Raw genomic sequence first — 19218 nt, forward strand, 5'->3', positions numbered from 1 at the left:
TGAGCATGATAGGTCGGAGCACAGACGTCACCGCGCGACTTCGTCCGTCGAGCGCCCTCGAGATCTTATGGTGGCGCGGTGCTGCGGCGGCGACCTCGGGCCGGTGGTTCATCGAACGTTCGCCTCGATACGCCGATCCGGCCACGAGTCTGTGACAGCATGCCGTGGTGCCCTCACCGACCGATTCCGACGCTCAGCGCGCGCCACAGCGCCGCGGCCGGATCGTCGCAGCAGGCGTCGTCGTGCTGGTGGCGATGGGTGCCGGCACGTATGCCGCAACCCGGCACTCCGGCTCCGCGCACACGGGCGCACCCGCGTCGAGCGGCTTGACCCTCAGCAATCAGCAGTGCGCGCCGCAGTGGCGTGGGATGCCCGCGGGCCCCGGCACCTTGACGATCACCAATCACGCGGCCGTCGTCGCCGAGGTGCTGATGATCGACAGCCGTGGTCGCACTCTCACCCAGATCGAGACTGTCGCTCCCGGCACCACGGCGTCGGCGCCGTTGGTCGTCGGCGCCGGGAAATACCGCATCCAGTGTCTGCTCAGCACCGGCACCGTCCTCACCTCGCCCACGGCGACCGTGACCGGGACGTCGTCGGTGCCGGTGCCGGCCGCGATCGCCAAGGCCACCGACGCCGAGCTCCAGCCGGCCGCGGACGCCTATCAGACGTACGTCGACAAGACCCTCGCCACGTTGGCCACCCAGGCCGCCACCTTGGAGACGGACATCGCCAGGGGCAAGCTCACTCAGGCGCGCACCGATTGGCTCGATGCACAGTTGACCTGGTGCGCGATGGGCGCGGCATACGGCTCGTTCGGTCAGCTCGGCGACGAGATCGACGGCCTCGCGCAGGTTCTGCCGAACGGCGTCAACACCACCTCGTGGGAGGGCCTGCATCGCATCGAATACGGCTTGTGGCACGGGCAGTCGGCGGCCACGCTCAAGCCCGTCGCGCAGCAACTCCAGGCGAACATCACCGCGCTGCAGGGTGTGCTGCCGATCCCGGGCGGTGTCGCCGACACCCAGCGGTATGCCGCCGTCGCGCCGTCAGATCTGCCGGTGCGGGCGCACGAGATCCTGGAGGACACGTTGCGCGATCGGCTGTCCGGGCAGGCCGACTACGGATCCGGCACGGAATACGAGCAGGCTGCGGCGGACGTCGCGGCGACCAAGGTGGTGCTCGGCGATCTGACGCCGATGCTCGATGCGCGCACGAGTTCGCTTGTGCCAGAGGCGAATGCGGATCTGAGTGCACTGAACGCGGCGCTGAATGCGACGAAGTCAGGTGGCCACTGGCAGCCGATGAGCCAGGTCCCGCAGACCGAACGTATGGCGGTGAACGGGACGCTCGGCGCGGCGCTGGAGGTCCTGGCGGATGTGCCGCAGCTGCTCGGCGAGGTCGACCCGCACAACGCGGCCGTGGCGAATCCGGACTGACGGAGGGGATGACGAACATGGGTGTCAGCAGGCGCGGATTCCTGACCGGTGCGGGTGTCGGGGCTGCCTCCGGCGTGCTCGCGGCTGGGGCGACGGCCGCCGCTGCGGCATCGTCGACCGCCTCACCGTCCGGTATGCCGGGGGATGGTGCCGACGCGAGTCCATCGCCGGCGCGCAGTTTTCCGTTCGAGGGGCAGTATCAAAGCGGAGTGCTGACGCCGCCGCCGAGCAGCAAGCAGAAGCACGCGGCCTTCGTGTCCTTCGACGTGATCGCGTCGTCGTCGGGTGAGTTGAAATCGCTGCTGCAGACGATCACCGCGCGCTCGCGGGCGCTGACGGCGGGAGGGGCTGCGCCATACGCGGGGGTCGGTGCACCACCGGCGGACAGTGACATCCTCGGCCCACAGATCCCGCCGTGCGGGCTGACGGCGACCGTCGGGCTCGGATCCTCTTTGTTCGATGGGCGATTCGGGCTAGGTGCGAAGAAGCCGAGCAAGCTGACGCAGATGCCGGTGTTCACCAACGACTCCCCCGAGGATTCGTGGATGCACGGCGATCTGCTGTTGCAGCTGTGCGCGGACGAGCCGGACGCGATCCACCACACGCTGCGCGATCTGACCCGGCACACGCGCGGTGGCATGCAGATGAAGTGGCGGATGGACGGGTACAACTCGGTGCCTCGGCCGTCCGGCACCTCACGAAATCTGTTGGGCTTCAAGGACGGCACCGCGAATCCGACTGGCAACAATGCGAGTTCACTTGTTTGGGTGGATGCGGCGAGCGAGCCGGCGTGGGCACGCGGCGGCACGTATCAGGTGGTGCGACTGATCCGAATGCTCGTGGAGTTCTGGGATCGCGTGTCGATAGAGGAGCAGGAGGACATGTTTGGGCGGCGTCGCGACTCAGGTGCACCGTTGACCGGCAACACCGAATTCGACACTCCTGACTACAAATCCGACCCGTTCGGTCTGGTGATCCCTACCTCGGCGCACATCCGGCTGGCCAATCCGCGCACGCCGCAGACCAACAACCAGCAGCTGATCCGCCGGTCGTACAACTACGATCTCGGCATCGACGCCAACGGCAACATGCAGGCCGGGCACGTCTTCTGCTGCTTCCAGCAGGACGTCCAGCGGCAGTTCGCGACGATCCAGCAACGGCTCGCTGACGAGCCGCTGGTGGACTACGTGCAGCCCTTCGGCGGCGGCTATTTCTTCGTGCCACCGGGCGTGCGCACTTCAACCGACTACATCGGCAGCGGCCTGTTCACCTGAGTCCCTTGTCCACGTGCGAGGACAACAGCATGACGGAGTCCGGGCCGTTACCGAGGTGATCCGGGCGGACGACGCGGCTTGGCGGCTGGCCTGACTTCCGATGGGCAGGTCGGCCTATGCTCGTTCGGTGATCGACGAAGACCACCCCGATCTCGCCGATGTCGCCATCGTGGACGCCCTGCGTGCACTCGCCGACCCGACGAGGATGCGCATCGTGGACGCCCTGCGCCACGTGGATCGCGCCGAGTGCGCTGCGGTGTATGCACCACTGGGGCTGACGAAGTCGAATGCCACCTTCCATTTTCGCGTGCTGCGCGAATGCGGACTACTAGTACGAACACGGGAAGGGCAGCGGCAGTACGCCGCCCTTCGGCGAGAAGAGTTCGATCAACGCTTCCCTGGCCTGCTCGGCGCTGTCTTTGACGAGTGACTGTCGTTTCCGAAGGTACAACGAAACTTGTACTCTCATTGGGGACGACGACACCGCCGTCCCTGACGACAGATGGAGGCCCACATGTCCAAGCCCGACGTCATCACCGGCGACGACCTGCCGCAGGAACAGCAGCGGATCCGCTACGAACTGGCGACGCTTGATTTTCGGCTCCCGGATGCTGACCGTGCGATTGCAGGTATACAGCCCTGGGTCACCAGCGACGACGCGCGAGGTGAACTCCTGGGCGCATGGCAGACCGAGCATGGCGTGCTCGGCCGCGCGTACGTGTTGCGCGGTTTCGTCGACCAGGCCGAACTCGACGCCGAACGCTCTCGCGCCCGGTCCAGCACAGCGCCGTTCGGCCGACCCGAGCATCTGTGCGATCTCACGCTGAACAGCTACGCACCCTTTCCCTTTGTCCCGCCGGTGCGGCCGGGACTGTTCGGTTCGGTCTACGAGATCCGCGACTACCACCTGGTGCCCGGAGGCCTGCCCGGCACGATCGACGGGTGGCGCCAGAAGCTGCCTGGCCGGCACGTCGTCGATCCGATCACGATCGTCATGTATGCGCTGGACGGACCGGATCGCATCGTGCACATCTGGCCGTTCGCCGGCCTCGACGAGCGTGTCGAGGTACGTCGTCGCCTGGTCGCCGAAGGCAAGTGGCCGCCCCCTGGCGGGCCCGAACGCATCCTGCACGGCACCTCCACCATGGCCTGGCCGTTGCCGATCTCGCCGTTGCATTGACCGCGGCCGACATCCGTCGATGGAGTTGACGCAGCAGCCCGAGCGACACGTGAACAACACGTTGAGTGGCTGGGCGAGTCGCCCGTCAGGCTCGGCGCCTGGGCGGCAGGAAGCTGAGGCGACTGCCGTGAATCAGTGAAAAGCTATTCGTAGTAATACTTTTGGGGCCCAGGGAAGACCCACGACAGGGCGTCACGCAGCCGGTCGCGCCAGTCTTCCCAGGAGTGCCCGTCACGAGCTTCGACATACTGCACGCGCATTCCGGTGCCCTCGAAGACCGGGATCATCGAACGGTTCGGCACGATGAGCGGTTCGTAGATGCCGCACGAGATGAACAGCTGATCGGCGACACGGCGAGGCTCGGCCCGGTAGCGGTTCATGAATCGCACCACCGGATCGAAGACTTCACCGCCCCCGTGGTCGTTGCCGATGTCGGTGAACACGAACGAGCCCGACTGCAGGATCAGTGATCCGAAGACATCCGGGTGCCGGTATGCCGTCGACAGTGCCGCCACCCCACCGAAGGAAGCACCCATCAGGGCACGCCCGGACGGCTTTGCAATCAAAGGCAATTCGGACTCCAGGCGCGGCAGCAACTCTGCCTTCACGAAGCGCGCATGCTGCACCGAGTTGGCGTACTCACGGTTGCGGTCGCCCGGATTGATGAACGCCACAACGGTTTCGGCCATGTCCATGCGGTGGATCAGGTTGTCCAGCACCGTCTTCATCGCCGCATAGTTCAGGTAGTCGTCTCCGTCGTGCACGATCAGCAGCGGATAGCTGTGAGTGGTGCGAAAACGCGCGGGAAGGTAGACGCGACAGGTGGTTTCACGTCTCAGCGCCGCCGACGCCACTGCCAGATCGATGATCTCGCCAGGGCGCACATCCTCCTCCGGCGTGATCCAGTCGGGCACGACATATCCCGTCGCCTGGCAGACCGACGACGATCCGACCGGGCTGTTGGCCACATGCGGATTGAGCGGGTCGTTGCCCTGTTCGTAGTGCTCGCCGCGTCGCAGCTCGAGCTGATACTCCACCCGCGACCCGGCCGGCAGTTCGATGACCACGAACCACAGGCTGGTGCCGCTGACCCGCCGCATCGGCACCTGCTGCGGCTGCCCCACGATCCGATGACGCACCCACACCTCGTCAGCGTCGCCACGAAACAGGAAGGTGCACTTCACACCTTCGACGATCGGCACTTCGTGGCGCTCCAGGAAGCGATCGATCATGCTCTCGTCCAACGGTTTTCGCGCGCGCAACCGGTTGATCGCCAGCGCCTTGGCCTTAGCCAACGAACTCACCCGCCGTCGTCATCTCACCGTTCGCCCCGATCACCGGGCTGTATGGCGCAAGGCTCCCGTCGGCGGCCACAGCCACGCGGGTCCCCGGGTCCAATGGCACACAGCGCGCCGGCGCGAAGCGCCGCACCATCGCGGCCATCCGCTCGGCGTCTGCCATCCGCAACCGCTGATGAGCCGACGGGAAGACGACGATGTCGTGCAACAGGCCCAGCCCTCCGTCATACACCTCGGGGCAGCGTGGCCCGCGCGAGGCGTTGTCGTTGAACAACACCACCTTCTCGGTCAGTGCCATCGCGCCGGCCGACCAGGCGATGATCGGACGCTGACCCAATCCGGCCGGCACGACGTTGAAAAGGTGCAGTGCGTCGAGCAATTCGGAGACATGGCCACCGGGCATGACCACCGCTTCGGCCTGCCCGAGCAGCTCGGCGACGGCCTCGCGATGCGCCGCAATCGGCTCGCGCTCGTGCGGCCGCATCTCCGCATAGAACGCAGCGTGCACCTCGCGCAACCGCTCCAGATGCCGGCGATCCAGTTGCCGCAGCACCGCTTCGGCATCGCGCAATGCCAGCTCGCGCACGTGTGGGTTGCGCTCGCTCTGCGCCTTGATCTCGTCGATGGCGGCGACCGTGTGACCCACGCACAGCAGGTAGAGATCCTGCATCTCGGCGATGACCTCGTGGCGCCGGCGGTACGCCGCGGCGAACTCCGGATCGCCTTCGAGCACGTCCTGCATCCGCGCCCACAGCGTCAGGTTGACCGCCTCCTCGCCCAGATGCGCGGCCAGCTCGCGATCCTCGGCCGACTCGCGCTCGAGCCACCCAGCAGTGATCGTCGCGAACGGCCCGGTCAGCCCGAGCGCTCCGACGACCTTGTCCAGCGCCGGTCGGCGCTGTGGTCCGAGGAGCGTGATCGCAGCGTTTTCAACGGAATTCACTCTGCGTGAACCTGCACGGTGCGGCCCACGTCGTCGAGCATCCCGCGCAGCACGTCGTAGTCCGGGTGCCGCAGCCGGATCCACGCATTGGCCATGTACCCCGCCTCGACCGGCTGGGTGGGGGCACCGACGGGCAGGTGCGCGTCGATGACCCATTCGGCATACCGATGCTGGATCTCGTCGATGCCGTCGATGTGGGTGATACGACCGTCGCGGTCGGGCCGCAGTGCGATGATGCCCGCGGCATACGCCCGCGAGGGCCGGTGCCAGACCTGGCCGTGCACGATCGCGTCAGCCCATGCGCGATAGATGTCCATCTCGTTGCCGACGGCATACAGATCCCAGCAGCCGACACCAGGTGGCCGTGCCCCGATCTCACTGAACCGCAAGCCTTTTGGCCCGTTGAAGTACTCCATGTGCGTCGCCGACGTTTGGATCCCGAGCACCTCGTTGACCCGCTCGCCCAGCTCCCGCAGTTCGCCGTAGAAACCGGCCGAATCGACGCGATTGGTCGAGATGTACTGCGGACTGATCCAGCGGGTGCGCATCGCCTCGAGCACGCCCGGGTAGTAGTGGCAGGCGAAATCCAGCGCGATCCCGCCGTCCACCGACACCGTGTCGTAGAACCCCTCGTGCCCCTCGACGAACTCCTCCACCGCGATCGACTCGACCCCGGTGTATGACGCAAGCGCCGCCGCCAACTGGTCCTCGCTGTCGAGACGCATCGTGCCCGAGGCGCCGGCGCCGTCACGGGGCTTGAGGATGATCGGAAACCCGTGCTCATCGGTGAACGCACGCAACTGCTCCAGGCTGCCCACCGCAGCCGATGCCGCTGTCGGCACACCGGCCGAGCGCAGCGCCTCCTTCATCGCAGGCTTGTCGCGGCACAACCAGGTGGTGCGCACCGACGTGCCGGGGATGCCGCACTCCTCGCGCACGATCGCGGCGGGCAGGGTGTGCGCCTCGATGGTCGCCTCGAGCCGGTCCACCCAACCGATCGACTGGAAGTGCTGCACCGCCTGGCGCAACTGGTCGACATCGGTGACCGAACCCACCTGGTAGTAGTGCGTGATCCACGACTGCAACTCCTCGTCGAGCCACTCCCAGGGCGTCTCGCCGACCGCCATCACGGTCGCACCGACCGCTGCGAGCGCGCGCGGGTACTCGCGTTGGTTGCGCGGAAAATTGGGTTCGACGAAGACGACGTTCACGGTCAGCCAGCGTATCCGTGCGAGCACACCCGCGACGCCATGACCGACCTACCGATGATGGGGTTAGCGTTCACCCATGATCACGCCCCCGACATACAGCCCGCGTCGCCGTGCTGCGGTCATCTCGCTGGTCGTGCTGGGGTATGTCGTGGGCTTCGGGCTGGCCGATTTCGCAGCCATCGCCTACCTGCGCGATCCGAACTTCACGATGCATATCGGCAACCGGGTCCTGCAGGTGATGTTCGCGCTGGGGTATCTCGCCGGCTTCCCGATCCTCAGCCTCGTCATCGCGGCGATGGCCATGTCGCTGCTGGGCCGGCCGGCGCTGCGCGAGTGGGCGATCGGGCGGCCGCGCAGTGAGCGCGGCCCGAACGCACGTGGCGGCGCGGACGCGTGGTCGGCATTCATGTTCGTGGCGGCGATGTGGGTCGGCACGATCCTGTCGCTGTTCCTGCATCTGCCGAAATCGACTGCGAATGACGGCAATCCGGTCTGGTTGCAGATCACCCGCTCGTTCTTCGCCGGCATCGGGGAGGAGCCGATCGTGGTCGCCGCGCCGATCGTGGCCTTCCGCTGGTTGACCGCGGGTCGCCGGGTGAGCAAGCCGGCGTTGGTGGCCTTCTTCGCGGGGCTGGTCGTGATCCGGATGTTCTACCACCTCTACTACGGATGGGGCGCGATCGCGCTGCTGACCTGGGCGATCGTGGTGCCGATCGTCTATTGGCGGGTCGGGAGGTTGTGGCCGCTCATCGTGGTGCACATCGCCTTCGACATCTGCAGCTTCCTTGGGCAGGACGGCAAGGCCGCAACCGCCGCGGGCAGCATGGTGCTGATCCTCGGCACCGGGCTGCTGCTGTCGATGTGGCTGGGTCAGCGGTACCGCCCCAAACCGCCGGCCGGTATGACGCAGCCACCGCCATACGTGCCGCCATACGGCCCGCCATACAACCCGTTCGGTATGGCGGGGCCGCCACCGGACATGCGAACATATGTTCGTGACAGAGGGCGGCATCCTGCACGCTGATCTCGACTCGTTCTACGCCAGCGTCGAGCAGCGCGACGACCCCCGCCTGCGCGGGCGGCCCGTGGTCGTCGGAGGCGGAGTCGTGCTGGCCGCCAGCTACGAGGCCAAGGCCCACGGCATCCGCACTCCGATGTCGGGTCGCATCGCCCGCCAGTTGTGCCCGGGCCTGATCGAGGTGCCGCCGAGATTCACCGCGTATGCCGATGCCAGTCGCGCGGTCTTCGACATCTTTGCCGACACCACTCCGCTGGTGGAGGGCATCTCGATCGACGAGGCCTTCCTGGAGGTCGGCGGGCTGCGCCGGGTCAGTGGCACACCCACCCAGATCGGTGCCGCGTTGCGACGGCGGGTCAGTGCCGAGGTCGGCCTGCCGATCTCGGTCGGCATCGCCGCGACGAAGTTCCTGGCGAAGGTGGCCAGCGCCGCCAGCAAGCCGGACGGCCTGCTCAGCGTGCCGGTCGGCGGTGAGCTGGCGTTCCTGCATCCCCTGCCCATCGAAGCGCTGTGGGGTGTCGGCAAGGTGACGGCGGGCAAGCTGCACGATCGAGGGGTGGTCACCGTCGGTGACCTCGCCGCGCTGAATCCGGAGGTGCTGGTCTCCATCGTGGGACCCGGCGCGGGGCATCACCTGCACGAACTCGCGCACGCCCGTGACCCGCGCCGGGTGCGCACCGGAGTCCGGCGGCGATCGATCGGTGCGCAGCGCGCGATCGGCCGCGGGCGGCATACCGGCGCTGAGCTCGACGCGACGCTGGTGGCGTTGGTGGACAAGGTGACCCGCCGGCTGCGCGCGGGTGAGCGGGTGGGGCGGACCTTCACGCTGCGACTGCGATTTGCCGACTTCACCCGGGCGACCCGCTCGCGCACCGTGCCGCGCTCGCGGGCGGGCACGCAGGGGTGGCTCGCAGTGGGACGGGAGCTGCTCGAGGCGGCAATGCCGATGATCGCCGACCGGGGAATCACGTTGCTGGGCATCAGCATCGGCGGTCTGGAGGAAGGCGACACCGAGCAACTGGAGCTGCCGCTGGCCGGGCTGGGGTTCGGTGACGGGTCGGTGGCGTCCGCTGCAGGTGCCGTCGCAGTGCCGATGGGAGGGCAGCGCGCGACACCGGACTCAGCGCGCACGTTGGACGGTGCGCTGGATGCTGTGCGTGATCGGTTCGGTATGGCGGCGGTCACCAGAGGGGTGCTGCTCGGCCGTGACGACCAGGGGGAGATGCCGATGCTGCCCGACCCCGCACACGCCAAGCGCCATACCGGCTGAACACATATGTGGGGAGTCACCGGATCCGGTGACTCCCCACATATGGTCGCTGCGTGGCGCAGAGCGCCACGGGCAGGTTCTGGACCTCAGTCGCGCGCCGAGTGACGACCCCGACGCGTTTCGCTCGGTGCGGTGTCGGTGCCGACCAGCTTGGCGTCGACCTTCTTCTCGATGTCGCCGACCAGGTCGCCGCTGTCCGTCGATGCCGCGCCGACCGAGCCGGTGCCCGGGTTGGTCGGCGCGCTCGCCGCGGGGGCGCCGACGCGCTCGACCGGCGGCAGCGGAGCGTCGGCAGCCTTCTTGGCCGCGGCCTTCTTGCGGCCGGAGATGATCAGCGCCGCGGCACCCGCGCCGGCCGCGAGGCCGAGGACGATCAGCAGACCGCCTTTCTTCTTGCGCTTCTTCTTGGCCGCGGGCAGCACGGTCTCGACACCGTGGCGCGCCTGCTCCGGCAGGGCGTCATACGCGTGCTGCCCGGCAGCACCGGCAGATGCGGCCGCCTGCTGGAAGCGCGGCAGCCACTCGTCGTGGAACAAGGCCTGGATCTGGTCCAAGGTCACGCCGGCAGCGGCGCCGGCGGCAGCGACCGGTGCGGCGATGTCGATGGCGGGAGCGTTCTTGCGCGCCTTCTTGGCCGCACGACGACCCTGCTTCTTCGAGGCTTTCGTGACCTCGGCCGCGGCGTCCTTGACCTCCGCGGCGACGTCGTGTGCCGACTCCAGCACGTTGTTGCGCTGTGCCTTCGCGGTCTTCTTCAGCTGGTTGGTCTGCTTGGCGGCCTTCTTGCGGGCGGAGCGGGTCTGCTTCTCAGCGGTGCCGGCGGCGTCCTGGATCTGCAACGACGCAGCGGCAGCGATCTGCTGGGCGCTCGCAGCTGCCTTCTTTGCCTTCTTGGCCGCCTTCTTCTTGCCGGCCTCAGCCTGCGTGGCGACCTGATCGGAGAGATCCTCGACCGTGTCGGCGACCTGGCTGCTCTGCTCGGCTGCGGCGCTCGCGACCTTGTCGGAGTGCTCGGCGACCGCGTCGCGGATGGTCTCGACCTGTTCGCCGACCTTGTCCGCCAGCGCGGAGGACTTCTCGACGACAGCCTCCTTGGCGTGCGGGGCCTTCGCCTCGAGGGTCTCGACCGCGGCGCTGACGGCGTCGGCAGCCTGCTCGACCACGGGCGTGAGCTTGTCCTTGACGGCGTCGATTCCGTCGACTGCGGCGGACGAGAGATCGGCTGCCTTTTCGGTGACGGCGTCGCGGCGCGAGGTCGTTCTGAGCACGGTGGAGCCCTCCTTGATGTGGCGTTCCTCCCCATCCTGCCAACGAAATCCGATCCCCGCCAATGAACTACCGGGGTGAGTGGTGGGCACCGTCATACCTGGATGCGAGACTTTGACCCATGATCGCAACACTGAAGACCAACCACGGGGACATCAAGATCAACCTGTTCCCCAACGACGCTCCCGAGACCGTCGACAACTTCGTCGGCCTGGCCGAGGGCACCAAGGCGTACAACGACGACGCGGGTCGTTCGAACCCCACCCCGTTCTACGACGGCCTCATCTTCCACCGCATCATCCCCGGCTTCATGATCCAGGGCGGCTGCCCGCAGGGCGTCGGCATCGGTGGCCCGGGTTACCAGTTCAAGGACGAGTTCTCCCCCGAGCGCAACTTCAACGCGCCCTACATGCTCGCCATGGCCAACGCCGGCAAGGGCACCAACGGCTCGCAGTTCTTCATCACCGTCGCCCCGACCAACTGGCTGCAGGGCAAGCACACCATCTTCGGTGAGGTCGCCGACCAGCCCAGCCGCGACGTCGTCGACGCCATCGCGGGCGTGCGCACCGGCGCACAGGACAAGCCGGTCGAGCCGGTCGTGATCGAGAAGGTCACCATCGAGAAATGAGCAACCCCAGCGCCGACACGTCGTTGCCGACCTGCCCCAGACATCCGGATCAGGTCTCCTTCGTCACGTGCCAGCGCTGTGAGCGCCCGACGTGCGCTCAGTGCGAACGACCTGCCGCGGTGGGCATCCAGTGCGTGGATTGCGTCAAGCAGTCCAGCAAGGATGTCCCCCGGCAGGTCTCTCTTTTCGGCGGACGTATGGCGCATGGTCGGCCCGTCGTCACCATCGGTCTGATCGCCGTCTGCGTGGTCGTCTGGCTGGGGCAGTTGGTGAACTCGTCGATCACCAACGACCTCGTCTACGCCCCGTGGCAGACCGGCTCCGAGCCGTGGCGCATGCTGACCTCGGCCTTCGTGCACTCGCCGGACACGGTCTTCCACATCGCGTTCAACATGTATGCCCTGTGGATCTGCGGACAGTACCTCGAGCCGTTGCTCGGTCGTGCCCGGTTCCTGGCGCTCTATCTGATCTCGGCGTTCGGCGGGTCCGTCTGCTACGAGCTGCTGGCGTCACTGCCGACGCGCACTCATCTGAGCAGCGGTTGGCTGACACCCACCCTCGGCGCTTCGGGCGCGGTTTTCGGGCTGTTCGTGACAGTGCTGGTGCTCAACCGGCACCTCGGCCGCGAAGTCGGCTCGGTGATCGCACTGATCGTGATCAACGGAGCCATCGGATTCATCGTCCCCAACATCGCGTGGCAGGACCATCTCGGTGGCGCGATCATCGGTGGCGTGTGCGCCGCGGCGATCGTCCTGCTCGGCAGGGAGCGCCGCAACCTGCAATGGGCCGCGCTCACCGGCGTGGTCGTGCTGCTGGTGGTCATCGCGGTCGTGCGCTACCAGACCGTCGACCTGCCCTTCACCATCGTCAGCTGACGAGCCGCCATCCGTGCCGCTGCTCGCGGCGGGCATGAGCCGAAGGCTGGCAGAGTGACCTACCTGGAAATCCGAGACCCCCGCTTGCGTGTGTTCCTGCAAAATCTCGGAGGGTTGCACGACCACGACGGCACGTTGACGCCGCTGCGTCTGCAGCCGCCAGAGGTTCGGGCGGCTCGACATGACCGGCTGGGCCATATGCTCGTTCGATGGTCACAAAACCGATCGAGCCGAGCTATCACTCGATCAACCAGTTCTTCGTCGTCGACGACGCCCCGGCATTCATCTCATTCCTGGTGACAGTCTTCGACGGCATTGAGGCGCGAGACCGCGATGTCCGCGCCGATGGGACTGTCGATCATGCCGACGTCGCGATCGGCGACTCTCACGTCATGATCAGCGACCCGGCTGCTGGTCAAGATGCGCGCCCCAGCGTCAGCTATGCCTACGTCCGCGACGTTGACGCGGTATTCACTGCCGCCATGAACGCTGGGGCAGAACTACCCGTCGAACCCGCAGACAGAGCGTGGGGGGATCGTGTTGGTGGATTCACCGACCCCTTCAAAAATCGGTGGTGGATCGCCACCCCGAAGCAATGGCGCTGAACGCCCGGCGCTGATCAACTCGTCCCCAGAGACGTTGTCCAGCGAGGACAGCAGTTGGCTCCCTCGTGCTGGAACTCCGCCACACGACGAACCAAGCGACGGACCTAAGTGGCGTCGCAGGTGAATCCGAAACGCGCGCCGGACGGGTCCTGCACCACGGCTACACGTCGCCCTCCACCTACTTCTTGGGGAGCGTCGAGCACACTGCCCCCAGCATCGGTGACGGCCTGGATCGCCGTGTCGAGGTCGGCGACGTGCAGGTATGCCGTGACGACCTGTGCTCCGGGCACCAAGCCGATGTGCTGGCCGTCGACCTCGAAACCGACGTAATAGTCCGCGTCCGCAATGGGCGAGGTGCCCAGCAGCTTCGCGTACAAGTCGCGAGAGGCAGCGATATCGGTGGTCGGGATCAGGATGGTCTGGAAATTTCCCACGGTTCGTACTCCTGGTGTCGATGGTCTGTACTCGTATGACGCATTGCCGGCGAAAAGTGTGACTGCGACTGTGCTGGACTTTGCGCATGGATGACCAGACCCGCCGGTTCGAAGCCGAACGTCCACGGTTGACGCGCATCGCCGAGCGACTACTGGGTGATCATGCGGAAGCCGAGGACATCGTCCAAAATGCGTGGATGCGGTTGGCGCGCAACGAGATTGACATCGAAAACCTGCCTGCATGGCTCACCACTGTGACGACCCGGTTGTGTCTGGACCGACTACGTAGCAAGCAGCCGGAGACGGCGTCAGACCTTGAACCGGATGAGGTCGCACCCGACCCGGCCGACCAGATCGTGCTCGCCGACGCCGTGGGAGACGCGCTTCATCTTGTGCTGGAGCGGTTGAACCCCTCCGAGCGGGTCGCCTTCGTTCTGCATGACAGTTTCACTGTCGATTTCGCCACTATCGCCGAGATCCTCGATGTCTCGCCGGCCGCAGCGCGCAAACTCGGGTCACGCGCACGCACCAAACTCGCTGCGACACAAGACATTCCGTCCACACCCACGGACGCCACCGTCATCGATGCCTTCCTGCGAGCGGCTAAGGGCGGCGATCTGGACACGCTCGTGATGTTGCTCGCGCCGCAGGTCGTACTCGAAGGCGCCGACGACGCAGCCCGTGCGATGGGCACGCCACGTCTCGCCGGCCGCTCACAGGTCGCGCGCCTGCTGAACGGTGGTGCGAAGACCGCATTCCCGGTCTTCATCGGGGAGCGTCCGGGAGCCGCCTGGCTGCACAGAGGTCAGTTCAAGGTCGCCTTCGAATTCACCGTCGAAGACGGCGTTGTATGCCGCATCGACCTACGCGCTGACCCCACAGTGCTCGCAGCGGTCCATCGCCGAACCTGATTCGCAACACCCCCAATCCAGTTGCGTGGTAGCCGGATTGATTGCAGCCTGAGTGGTATGTCCGGAGCAACGCGTGAGATCGCCGAGAGCAACGATGCACTGCTTACGAACCGCTTGGTGGTCTCTGCGGCACGGGTCTGCGTCGACGCGCTGTCCCCGCTCAGTACACAAGACTGGAGATCAGTACGTGCCCACGACTTGGAGTGGTCGGTGTGGGACACGCTGGTGCACCTCAACGATGACCTGTATTTCTACGCAGCGCAGATCTTGTTGGCGAGTGAGAGCGACTACATCTGCTTCGAGTTGTCTGCTGATGATCATGCCGACAGCCAACGCCTGCTGACGGCGCTCACAGTCAATGCTCGGTTGCTTGCGGCAGTGGCGGCCGACGCGGATCCGAGCGCCCGTGGCCACCATGTGTTCGGAGCTTCCGATCCCGCCGGCTTCGCGGCTATGGGCATGGTGGAGAGCCTGATCCACACCTATGACATGGTGCGCGGCCTGGATGAAGAGTCGACGTGGCAGCCACCCGACGATCTCGCCGGACCTGTGCTGAGACGTCTGTTTCCTCACGCGCCACACGGAGCAGACGCGGGCCCGGGTGAGGTCCTGCTTCACATGTGTGGACGGATCCCACTAGGAAACGATCCGCGACGATCCGACTGGCGGTGGTACGGCGACGCACAGCACCCGTTGAGCGCCTCGTCTCAAGCAGTCCTAGTAGGGGATGGTCTACGGGCGCAGCGGCAATACTGAACCTGATTCTTGCCGGGATTCGAAGGGACACATGGTGTGGCTGGTCAGGTGATCGTGCTGAACGGCAGTCCTCGGGCTGGTAAGTCGAGCATCGCCACGGCGATTCAGGAGTCGTTTCCCGGCGTGTGGATGAACGTTGGCCTCGATACCTTCAAGAACGCGACACCGGAGAAGTTTCAGCCGGGGATCGGCTTGCGTCCTGGCGGTGAACGCCCAGATCTTGAGCCGCTGGTGATGAGCCTGTACCTAGCTATGTACGAATCGATCGCCGCACACACCCGCCGCGGAGTCAATGTCGTCGCGGACACTACCCACCATGACTCCTACTCGCGGCCGCTGAATGTGCTTGCGGCGTGCGCGTCGATCGTGGCCGATGTGCCTGTTTTGTTCGTAGGAGTGCGGTGTCCTATCGATGTCGTCATGCAGCGTCGGATCGCGACCTGGGGCTCAGGTTATGAAGCTGATGGTTCGATCCCGCCGCCGGTGCTGCGCTGGCAAGAGGCGGTGCATCGTTCCTGGACCTACGACATGGAGGTCGACTCATCACGGGCCACCCCAAAAGAGTGCGCCACTGCGATTTCGGATCACCTGGCAACCGGTCAACCGGGAACCGCTTTCAAGAACCTCGCTGGAGTGCATGCAGCACGGCCAGAATCAACATCTCACTAGACCATCGGCATACGGATTCTGTGGTGACGTTTACGAGCGTGCCTCAGCAAGCAGCCGAACAAGTTTTCGATCAGGTGGCTGACGACGTGGCAGGCTAACTAGATGACTGTGGTGGTGCGTGCCTACGAGGAATCCGATCACGACGATGTTCGATCTATGGCGGACCGGCTCACTGCCGGAGTTGCCCCGTGGCGAGACACGGAGAAGGTCGCCGGTGCAGTTCGCAGTTGGGTCGTCTCCTCAATCGTGGCCGCCGACGGGGAGGATGCCGCGATGTTCGTCGCGGACGTATCCGGTGTGATTGCCGGCTTCGTGTCGGTGACTCAGCAGCCGCACTGGTCCGGCGAGGTGGACGGTTACATCGGTGAGCTCGTCGTCCGAGCCGATCATGAGGGGTGCGGGATCGGGCGCACCCTTGTCGCCGCTGCTGAGCGCTGGGCACGTGAGCGCGGACTCGCCAGGATTCGTCTTGCCACTGGGGCCGCGAACCAAGGTGCCCTGCGTCTCTATGACGCTCTTGGCTACGAGCAAGAAGATGTCATCTTGAGTCGGGCCATCGAGTCATAGGCGGCTACGACCCGTCGTGCGGTCCTGCGGTCGACGGCCAGATTGCGCTGTCGGAGCTGACGTGTTCCGATAGCTGATCCTCGTGTGGGACAAGTCTTAGCTGGTAGCGGGTGCTGTAGGAGCCGACGGCGAGGCCTGCAGGATTCGGTAGCCAAGTCGAGACCAGTCAGCGCCACAGCGTCCCCGTTCGCCGATCCTCAAATGACACAGTCGAGCGGCTCGCCGGGCAGCGGGCGCCGCCAAACGACCTCTGGTGGCAGACCTGCCACTAGATCCAGGCCATATCACGAGGCGTGTCGCGAACCGAAACACAAAATTTGCGACAGTCTCTGTCGGAGCGCTCTATGAACATCGCAGCCTCCGAGTTTCGCACGGTGATAGCTGCCACGCGCGCGATGCCTGGTGAAACGATGACAATCGACCGCTTAGGGATGCCGCACACTCAAGGTTTTCCCGCTGCGACCCAAGATTCGACATTGACCGGTATCGGTTGGGCCGAGAGCCAGGACTGTGCCACTTGCGCAAGCTGTTCCGGTTCTCCGGTGTCGGAGCGTAGTTGTAGCGCTTCGCGCGTGTAGGGATAGTCCGTAGCGCGTTCACGCACCAGTTGTTCGGTCAGGTCAGTCGCTTGGTGTTCTGCACTGGCGCGGAATCGCCGGACGCCCTCCTCCACTGAGACAACACACTCGACAACATGGACGGCCGTCGTCGACGGAAGCGCCTGCAGTATCCGTGCCAGGCTTTCCCGCTGCCAGCGCCGGCTATATGTGCATTCCACCACCGGAATTCGACCCCGTTCGATGAGCGCTAGTGCCATGGCGTGTGCGACCTCATAGGCCAGCATCCGGTCAGCCACTCCTCGCCGCGACCCGGGAAGCAACGCATCAAACACAGCGTCGACATTGACGTAATGCCAGCCCGATTCTTCCCAACCCGTGCCGAGAACTCTGCCTACTGCGGACTTGCCCGAACACGGCGGACCCGCCAACACCACCACGTTCCCCGGCCGCCCTGCCTCTCCACTCCACAACGATTCCATAGCTGATTACTTTCTCTCGCGATCAGGTACTGTCGCGAGCAGAACCCGAAAGCTCGATATCTCTTGCTGGCGACTGCTGCACGGACAGCAGACATGCTTCCAGGCCCACCTGGTCGGACAAGCCAGATCAGGTGTCGCCTCTCCGTGCAGCAGTCCCGTCCCGTATGACGTTCGTCTTACGGGATAACCGTAGGTCAACCACGTGACGGGCATTACGCCGTCCCATATACCCCGCCCGCAAAAATGCCCGGTGAAGGTTGCTCAACCGGAACACCTCAGCGCCGGTGGCGGCTGTGGAAGTCTGATCGAAGTTACAGCGCTGTAGTTTTCCACTGGCTGTGGATAACCCTGTGGACGGCACATCTGACGGCTGGACTCGGGTGCGAACGCCGTCGGGTCGGGCCGAATGGCGACCGATCTGAATTACATCGGTGTAGTTATCCACGATCTGTGGATAACCCTGGGGGTAACGGTTCGGCTGGTTGCGTCGCCACCGGCTGACGTCATACCACGATGCCGGACGAAGGCACGGCTGAGCGAGCCCTACCAAAGGAGACGACTGCGGCGGACGCGAGTGTTCGGGCGGTGACGGCGTCCGTCAGCGCCAGCGGGTCGTCATACCGAACCCGATGAGGATCAGGACAAACCCGATCACCATGTTCCCCAGGCCGATGCCGGGGATCGGGTAGTCCTCCTGCGAGAGGTAGTACGTCACCAGCCAGAACAGCCCGACGAGCATGAAGCCGCACATGGTCGGCACGAACCACGAGGCGTTTGGGCCCGCCGCGACCTTGACCGCACGCTTCTCGGCCCGCACGTCGGCGCCCGGCCGCTTCGCGGACGCGTCCGCCTTGGCAACTTTCGCAGTTTTCGCCGGCTTGGCAGACTTCACGTCGTTGGCGGACTTCGCGTGATCAGTGGGCTTCGCGGCCTTGGCAGGCTTGGTTGCCGCAGCGGCCTTCTTCGCGGTTGCGGTCGCGCCATCGACTTCCGCTGCGGACTCGGCAGTCGAGGAGGTCTCGTCGCTGGACTTCTTGTCGGGCTTGCTCACTGCGGCTCCTGCGATCGGCGGGTGTCAGAATTGCGACCAGACTATTTCACTGCCGCTCAATGATCATCGAGGTGCCACCGTGACGAGCATTCTGGTCGTCGACAATTACGACAGTTTCGTCTACACCATCGTCGGTTACCTGCAGCAGCTCGGCGCGCAGACGACGGTCGTGCGCAACGACGCGGTGACCGCGGACGAAGCAGCGGCATACGACGGGGTGCTCGTCTCGCCCGGCCCGGGTACGCCCGAGGCGGCGGGGGTTTCGATCGCGATGATCGAAGGCTGCGCGGCACGTCGGCAGCCGATGTTGGGTGTGTGCCTCGGGCATCAGGCGCTCGCCGTCGCGTATGGCGCAACCGTCGGACGCGCGCCCGAACTCCTGCACGGCAAGACCTCGCAGATCGTGCACGACGGTCAAGGTGTGCTGGCCGGCCTGCCGAGCCCGTTCACAGCGACCCGCTATCACTCACTGGCGGTCGAATCCGCAACGGTGCCAGACGAACTCGTGGTCACGGGTCGCACCGAGAACGGGATCATCATGGCGTTGCGCCATCGCGATCTGCCGCTGCACGGTGTGCAGTTCCACCCGGAGTCGGTGCTGACCGAGGGCGGCCATCGGATGCTGGCCAACTGGTTGCAGGAGTGCGGTGCGACCGATGCCGTCGAGCGCAGCCAGGGTCTCGCACCACTGGTCAGCGCCTGACCACACGCCCTCTGGGACACCACCTTTCGTCACCACGTCCGTCCGGATGTCGACGATGACCAGCGTCGAACATCGGAAACG

The 19218-nt window shown here is 65.6% G+C and carries 21 protein-coding genes; 14 read left to right on the forward strand and 7 right to left on the reverse strand.

Annotated elements, in window-relative coordinates; genetic code table 11:
* The first annotated feature begins 167 nt into the window (after positions 1-167).
* The 4 genes from BKA23_RS13525 (at position 168) to BKA23_RS13540 (ending at position 3893) form a co-directional block, all read left to right on the forward strand.
* On the forward strand, positions 168-1439 hold the full coding sequence (locus BKA23_RS13525) for an EfeM/EfeO family lipoprotein (protein WP_145229307.1): 1272 nt from the start codon (positions 168-170) through the stop codon (positions 1437-1439).
* Positions 1440-1456: 17 nt separating this feature from the next.
* Positions 1457-2713: a Dyp-type peroxidase gene (locus BKA23_RS13530; RefSeq protein WP_145229309.1), complete on the forward strand. Its 1257-nt coding sequence runs from the start codon at positions 1457-1459 to the stop codon at positions 2711-2713.
* A gap of 127 nt (positions 2714-2840) precedes the next feature.
* Positions 2841-3143, forward strand: coding sequence for an ArsR/SmtB family transcription factor (locus tag BKA23_RS13535; RefSeq protein ID WP_145229311.1), 303 nt, complete (start codon positions 2841-2843; stop codon positions 3141-3143).
* Positions 3144-3227: 84 nt separating this feature from the next.
* Complete coding sequence (locus tag BKA23_RS13540) at positions 3228-3893, forward strand: NIPSNAP family protein (protein WP_211841726.1); 666 nt, start codon at positions 3228-3230, stop codon at positions 3891-3893.
* A gap of 143 nt (positions 3894-4036) precedes the next feature.
* On the opposite strand, the gene BKA23_RS13545 is transcribed toward BKA23_RS13540, so the two are convergent.
* The 3 genes from BKA23_RS13545 to BKA23_RS13555 are packed head-to-tail and all read right to left on the reverse strand — an operon-like array spanning position 4037 to position 7345.
* Positions 4037-5197 (reverse strand): alpha/beta hydrolase-fold protein, encoded by a 1161-nt coding sequence (locus tag BKA23_RS13545; protein WP_246104655.1) that lies wholly within the window; start codon positions 5195-5197, stop codon positions 4037-4039.
* A complete protein-coding gene (locus tag BKA23_RS13550; protein ID WP_145229313.1) occupies positions 5181-6134 on the reverse strand; it encodes a Type 1 glutamine amidotransferase-like domain-containing protein in 954 nt (317 codons plus the stop codon). The genes BKA23_RS13545 and BKA23_RS13550 overlap by 17 nt, the downstream gene beginning before the upstream one ends.
* Positions 6131-7345 carry an ATP-grasp domain-containing protein gene (locus BKA23_RS13555; RefSeq protein WP_145229314.1) on the reverse strand — a complete coding sequence of 405 codons (1215 nt, stop codon included), beginning with the start codon at positions 7343-7345 and terminating at the stop codon, positions 6131-6133. The genes BKA23_RS13550 and BKA23_RS13555 overlap by 4 nt, the downstream gene beginning before the upstream one ends.
* A gap of 76 nt (positions 7346-7421) precedes the next feature.
* Here BKA23_RS13555 and BKA23_RS13560 point away from each other — a divergent pair, with 76 nt between their 5' ends.
* A complete protein-coding gene (locus BKA23_RS13560) occupies positions 7422-8369 on the forward strand; it encodes a CPBP family intramembrane glutamic endopeptidase (RefSeq protein WP_145229316.1) in 948 nt (315 codons plus the stop codon).
* Positions 8335-9633 carry a DNA polymerase IV gene (gene dinB / locus BKA23_RS13565; protein ID WP_145229318.1) on the forward strand — a complete coding sequence of 433 codons (1299 nt, stop codon included), beginning with the start codon at positions 8335-8337 and terminating at the stop codon, positions 9631-9633. The genes BKA23_RS13560 and dinB overlap by 35 nt, the downstream gene beginning before the upstream one ends.
* Before the next feature lie 86 nt (positions 9634-9719).
* Here the strand turns inward: dinB and BKA23_RS13570 are convergent, their stop codons facing one another.
* Positions 9720-10997, reverse strand: a complete 1278-nt coding sequence (locus tag BKA23_RS13570) for a hypothetical protein (RefSeq protein WP_145229320.1) — start codon at positions 10995-10997, stop codon at positions 9720-9722.
* Between the two features lie 23 nt (positions 10998-11020).
* Between BKA23_RS13570 and BKA23_RS13575 the strand changes: the two genes are divergently transcribed.
* The 3 genes from BKA23_RS13575 (at position 11021) to BKA23_RS13585 (ending at position 13007) form a co-directional block, all read left to right on the forward strand.
* On the forward strand, positions 11021-11527 hold the full coding sequence (locus BKA23_RS13575; RefSeq protein WP_145229321.1) for a peptidylprolyl isomerase: 507 nt from the start codon (positions 11021-11023) through the stop codon (positions 11525-11527).
* Positions 11524-12402, forward strand: coding sequence for a rhomboid family intramembrane serine protease (locus BKA23_RS13580; RefSeq protein WP_145229323.1), 879 nt, complete (start codon positions 11524-11526; stop codon positions 12400-12402). The genes BKA23_RS13575 and BKA23_RS13580 overlap by 4 nt, the downstream gene beginning before the upstream one ends.
* A 209-nt stretch (positions 12403-12611) precedes the next feature.
* The gene (locus BKA23_RS13585; protein WP_145229325.1) at positions 12612-13007 is read left to right on the forward strand and encodes a VOC family protein; all 396 of its coding nucleotides are present in this window, start codon (positions 12612-12614) and stop codon (positions 13005-13007) included.
* Positions 13008-13111: 104 nt separating this feature from the next.
* On the opposite strand, the gene BKA23_RS13590 is transcribed toward BKA23_RS13585, so the two are convergent.
* Positions 13112-13441 carry a VOC family protein gene (locus BKA23_RS13590; protein ID WP_145229327.1) on the reverse strand — a complete coding sequence of 110 codons (330 nt, stop codon included), beginning with the start codon at positions 13439-13441 and terminating at the stop codon, positions 13112-13114.
* Between the two features lie 86 nt (positions 13442-13527).
* Here BKA23_RS13590 and BKA23_RS13595 point away from each other — a divergent pair, with 86 nt between their 5' ends.
* The 4 genes from BKA23_RS13595 to BKA23_RS13610 all read left to right on the forward strand — a co-directional run bounded on the left by BKA23_RS13595 (position 13528) and on the right by BKA23_RS13610 (position 16344).
* Positions 13528-14352 (forward strand): sigma-70 family RNA polymerase sigma factor, encoded by an 825-nt coding sequence (locus BKA23_RS13595; RefSeq protein WP_145229329.1) that lies wholly within the window; start codon positions 13528-13530, stop codon positions 14350-14352.
* A gap of 57 nt (positions 14353-14409) precedes the next feature.
* A complete protein-coding gene (locus BKA23_RS13600; protein ID WP_145229331.1) occupies positions 14410-15108 on the forward strand; it encodes a hypothetical protein in 699 nt (232 codons plus the stop codon).
* Positions 15109-15144: 36 nt separating this feature from the next.
* Positions 15145-15777, forward strand: a complete 633-nt coding sequence (locus BKA23_RS13605) for a chloramphenicol phosphotransferase CPT family protein (protein WP_145229333.1) — start codon at positions 15145-15147, stop codon at positions 15775-15777.
* A 102-nt stretch (positions 15778-15879) separates the two neighbouring features.
* Positions 15880-16344 (forward strand): GNAT family N-acetyltransferase, encoded by a 465-nt coding sequence (locus BKA23_RS13610; RefSeq protein WP_145229335.1) that lies wholly within the window; start codon positions 15880-15882, stop codon positions 16342-16344.
* Between the two features lie 442 nt (positions 16345-16786).
* Here BKA23_RS13610 and BKA23_RS13615 read toward each other — a convergent pair whose 3' ends face one another.
* Both BKA23_RS13615 and BKA23_RS18185 read right to left on the reverse strand, forming a co-directional pair.
* The gene (locus BKA23_RS13615) at positions 16787-17383 is read right to left on the reverse strand and encodes a P-loop nucleotide/nucleoside kinase family protein (RefSeq protein ID WP_145229337.1); all 597 of its coding nucleotides are present in this window, start codon (positions 17381-17383) and stop codon (positions 16787-16789) included.
* A 598-nt stretch (positions 17384-17981) separates the two neighbouring features.
* Positions 17982-18434 (reverse strand): cell division protein CrgA, encoded by a 453-nt coding sequence (locus BKA23_RS18185; protein WP_342783616.1) that lies wholly within the window; start codon positions 18432-18434, stop codon positions 17982-17984.
* A 79-nt stretch (positions 18435-18513) separates the two neighbouring features.
* Here BKA23_RS18185 and BKA23_RS13625 point away from each other — a divergent pair, with 79 nt between their 5' ends.
* Positions 18514-19137: an aminodeoxychorismate/anthranilate synthase component II gene (locus BKA23_RS13625; RefSeq protein ID WP_145229339.1), complete on the forward strand. Its 624-nt coding sequence runs from the start codon at positions 18514-18516 to the stop codon at positions 19135-19137.
* Positions 19138-19218: the final 81 nt, after the last annotated feature.

This window comes from Rudaeicoccus suwonensis, from assembly GCF_007829035.1.
GTDB classification, from domain to species: Bacteria; Actinomycetota; Actinomycetes; order Actinomycetales; family Dermatophilaceae; genus Rudaeicoccus; species Rudaeicoccus suwonensis.

Coding starts and splice junctions, on each gene's coding strand:
- BKA23_RS13595 (WP_145229329.1), top strand. CDS start 13,528: ATGGATGACCAGACCCGCCGGTTCGAAGCCGAACGTCCACGGTTGACG.
- BKA23_RS13580 (WP_145229323.1), top strand. CDS start 11,524: ATGAGCAACCCCAGCGCCGACACGTCGTTGCCGACCTGCCCCAGACAT.
- BKA23_RS13615 (WP_145229337.1), bottom strand. CDS start 17,383: ATGGAATCGTTGTGGAGTGGAGAGGCAGGGCGGCCGGGGAACGTGGTG.
- BKA23_RS13570 (WP_145229320.1), bottom strand. CDS start 10,997: ATGACGGTGCCCACCACTCACCCCGGTAGTTCATTGGCGGGGATCGGA.
- BKA23_RS13560 (WP_145229316.1), top strand. CDS start 7,422: ATGATCACGCCCCCGACATACAGCCCGCGTCGCCGTGCTGCGGTCATC.
- BKA23_RS13600 (WP_145229331.1), top strand. CDS start 14,410: ATGTCCGGAGCAACGCGTGAGATCGCCGAGAGCAACGATGCACTGCTT.
- BKA23_RS13610 (WP_145229335.1), top strand. CDS start 15,880: ATGACTGTGGTGGTGCGTGCCTACGAGGAATCCGATCACGACGATGTT.
- BKA23_RS13575 (WP_145229321.1), top strand. CDS start 11,021: ATGATCGCAACACTGAAGACCAACCACGGGGACATCAAGATCAACCTG.
- BKA23_RS13585 (WP_145229325.1), top strand. CDS start 12,612: ATGGTCACAAAACCGATCGAGCCGAGCTATCACTCGATCAACCAGTTC.
- dinB (WP_145229318.1), top strand. CDS start 8,335: ATGTTCGTGACAGAGGGCGGCATCCTGCACGCTGATCTCGACTCGTTC.
- BKA23_RS13530 (WP_145229309.1), top strand. CDS start 1,457: ATGGGTGTCAGCAGGCGCGGATTCCTGACCGGTGCGGGTGTCGGGGCT.
- BKA23_RS13540 (WP_211841726.1), top strand. CDS start 3,228: ATGTCCAAGCCCGACGTCATCACCGGCGACGACCTGCCGCAGGAACAG.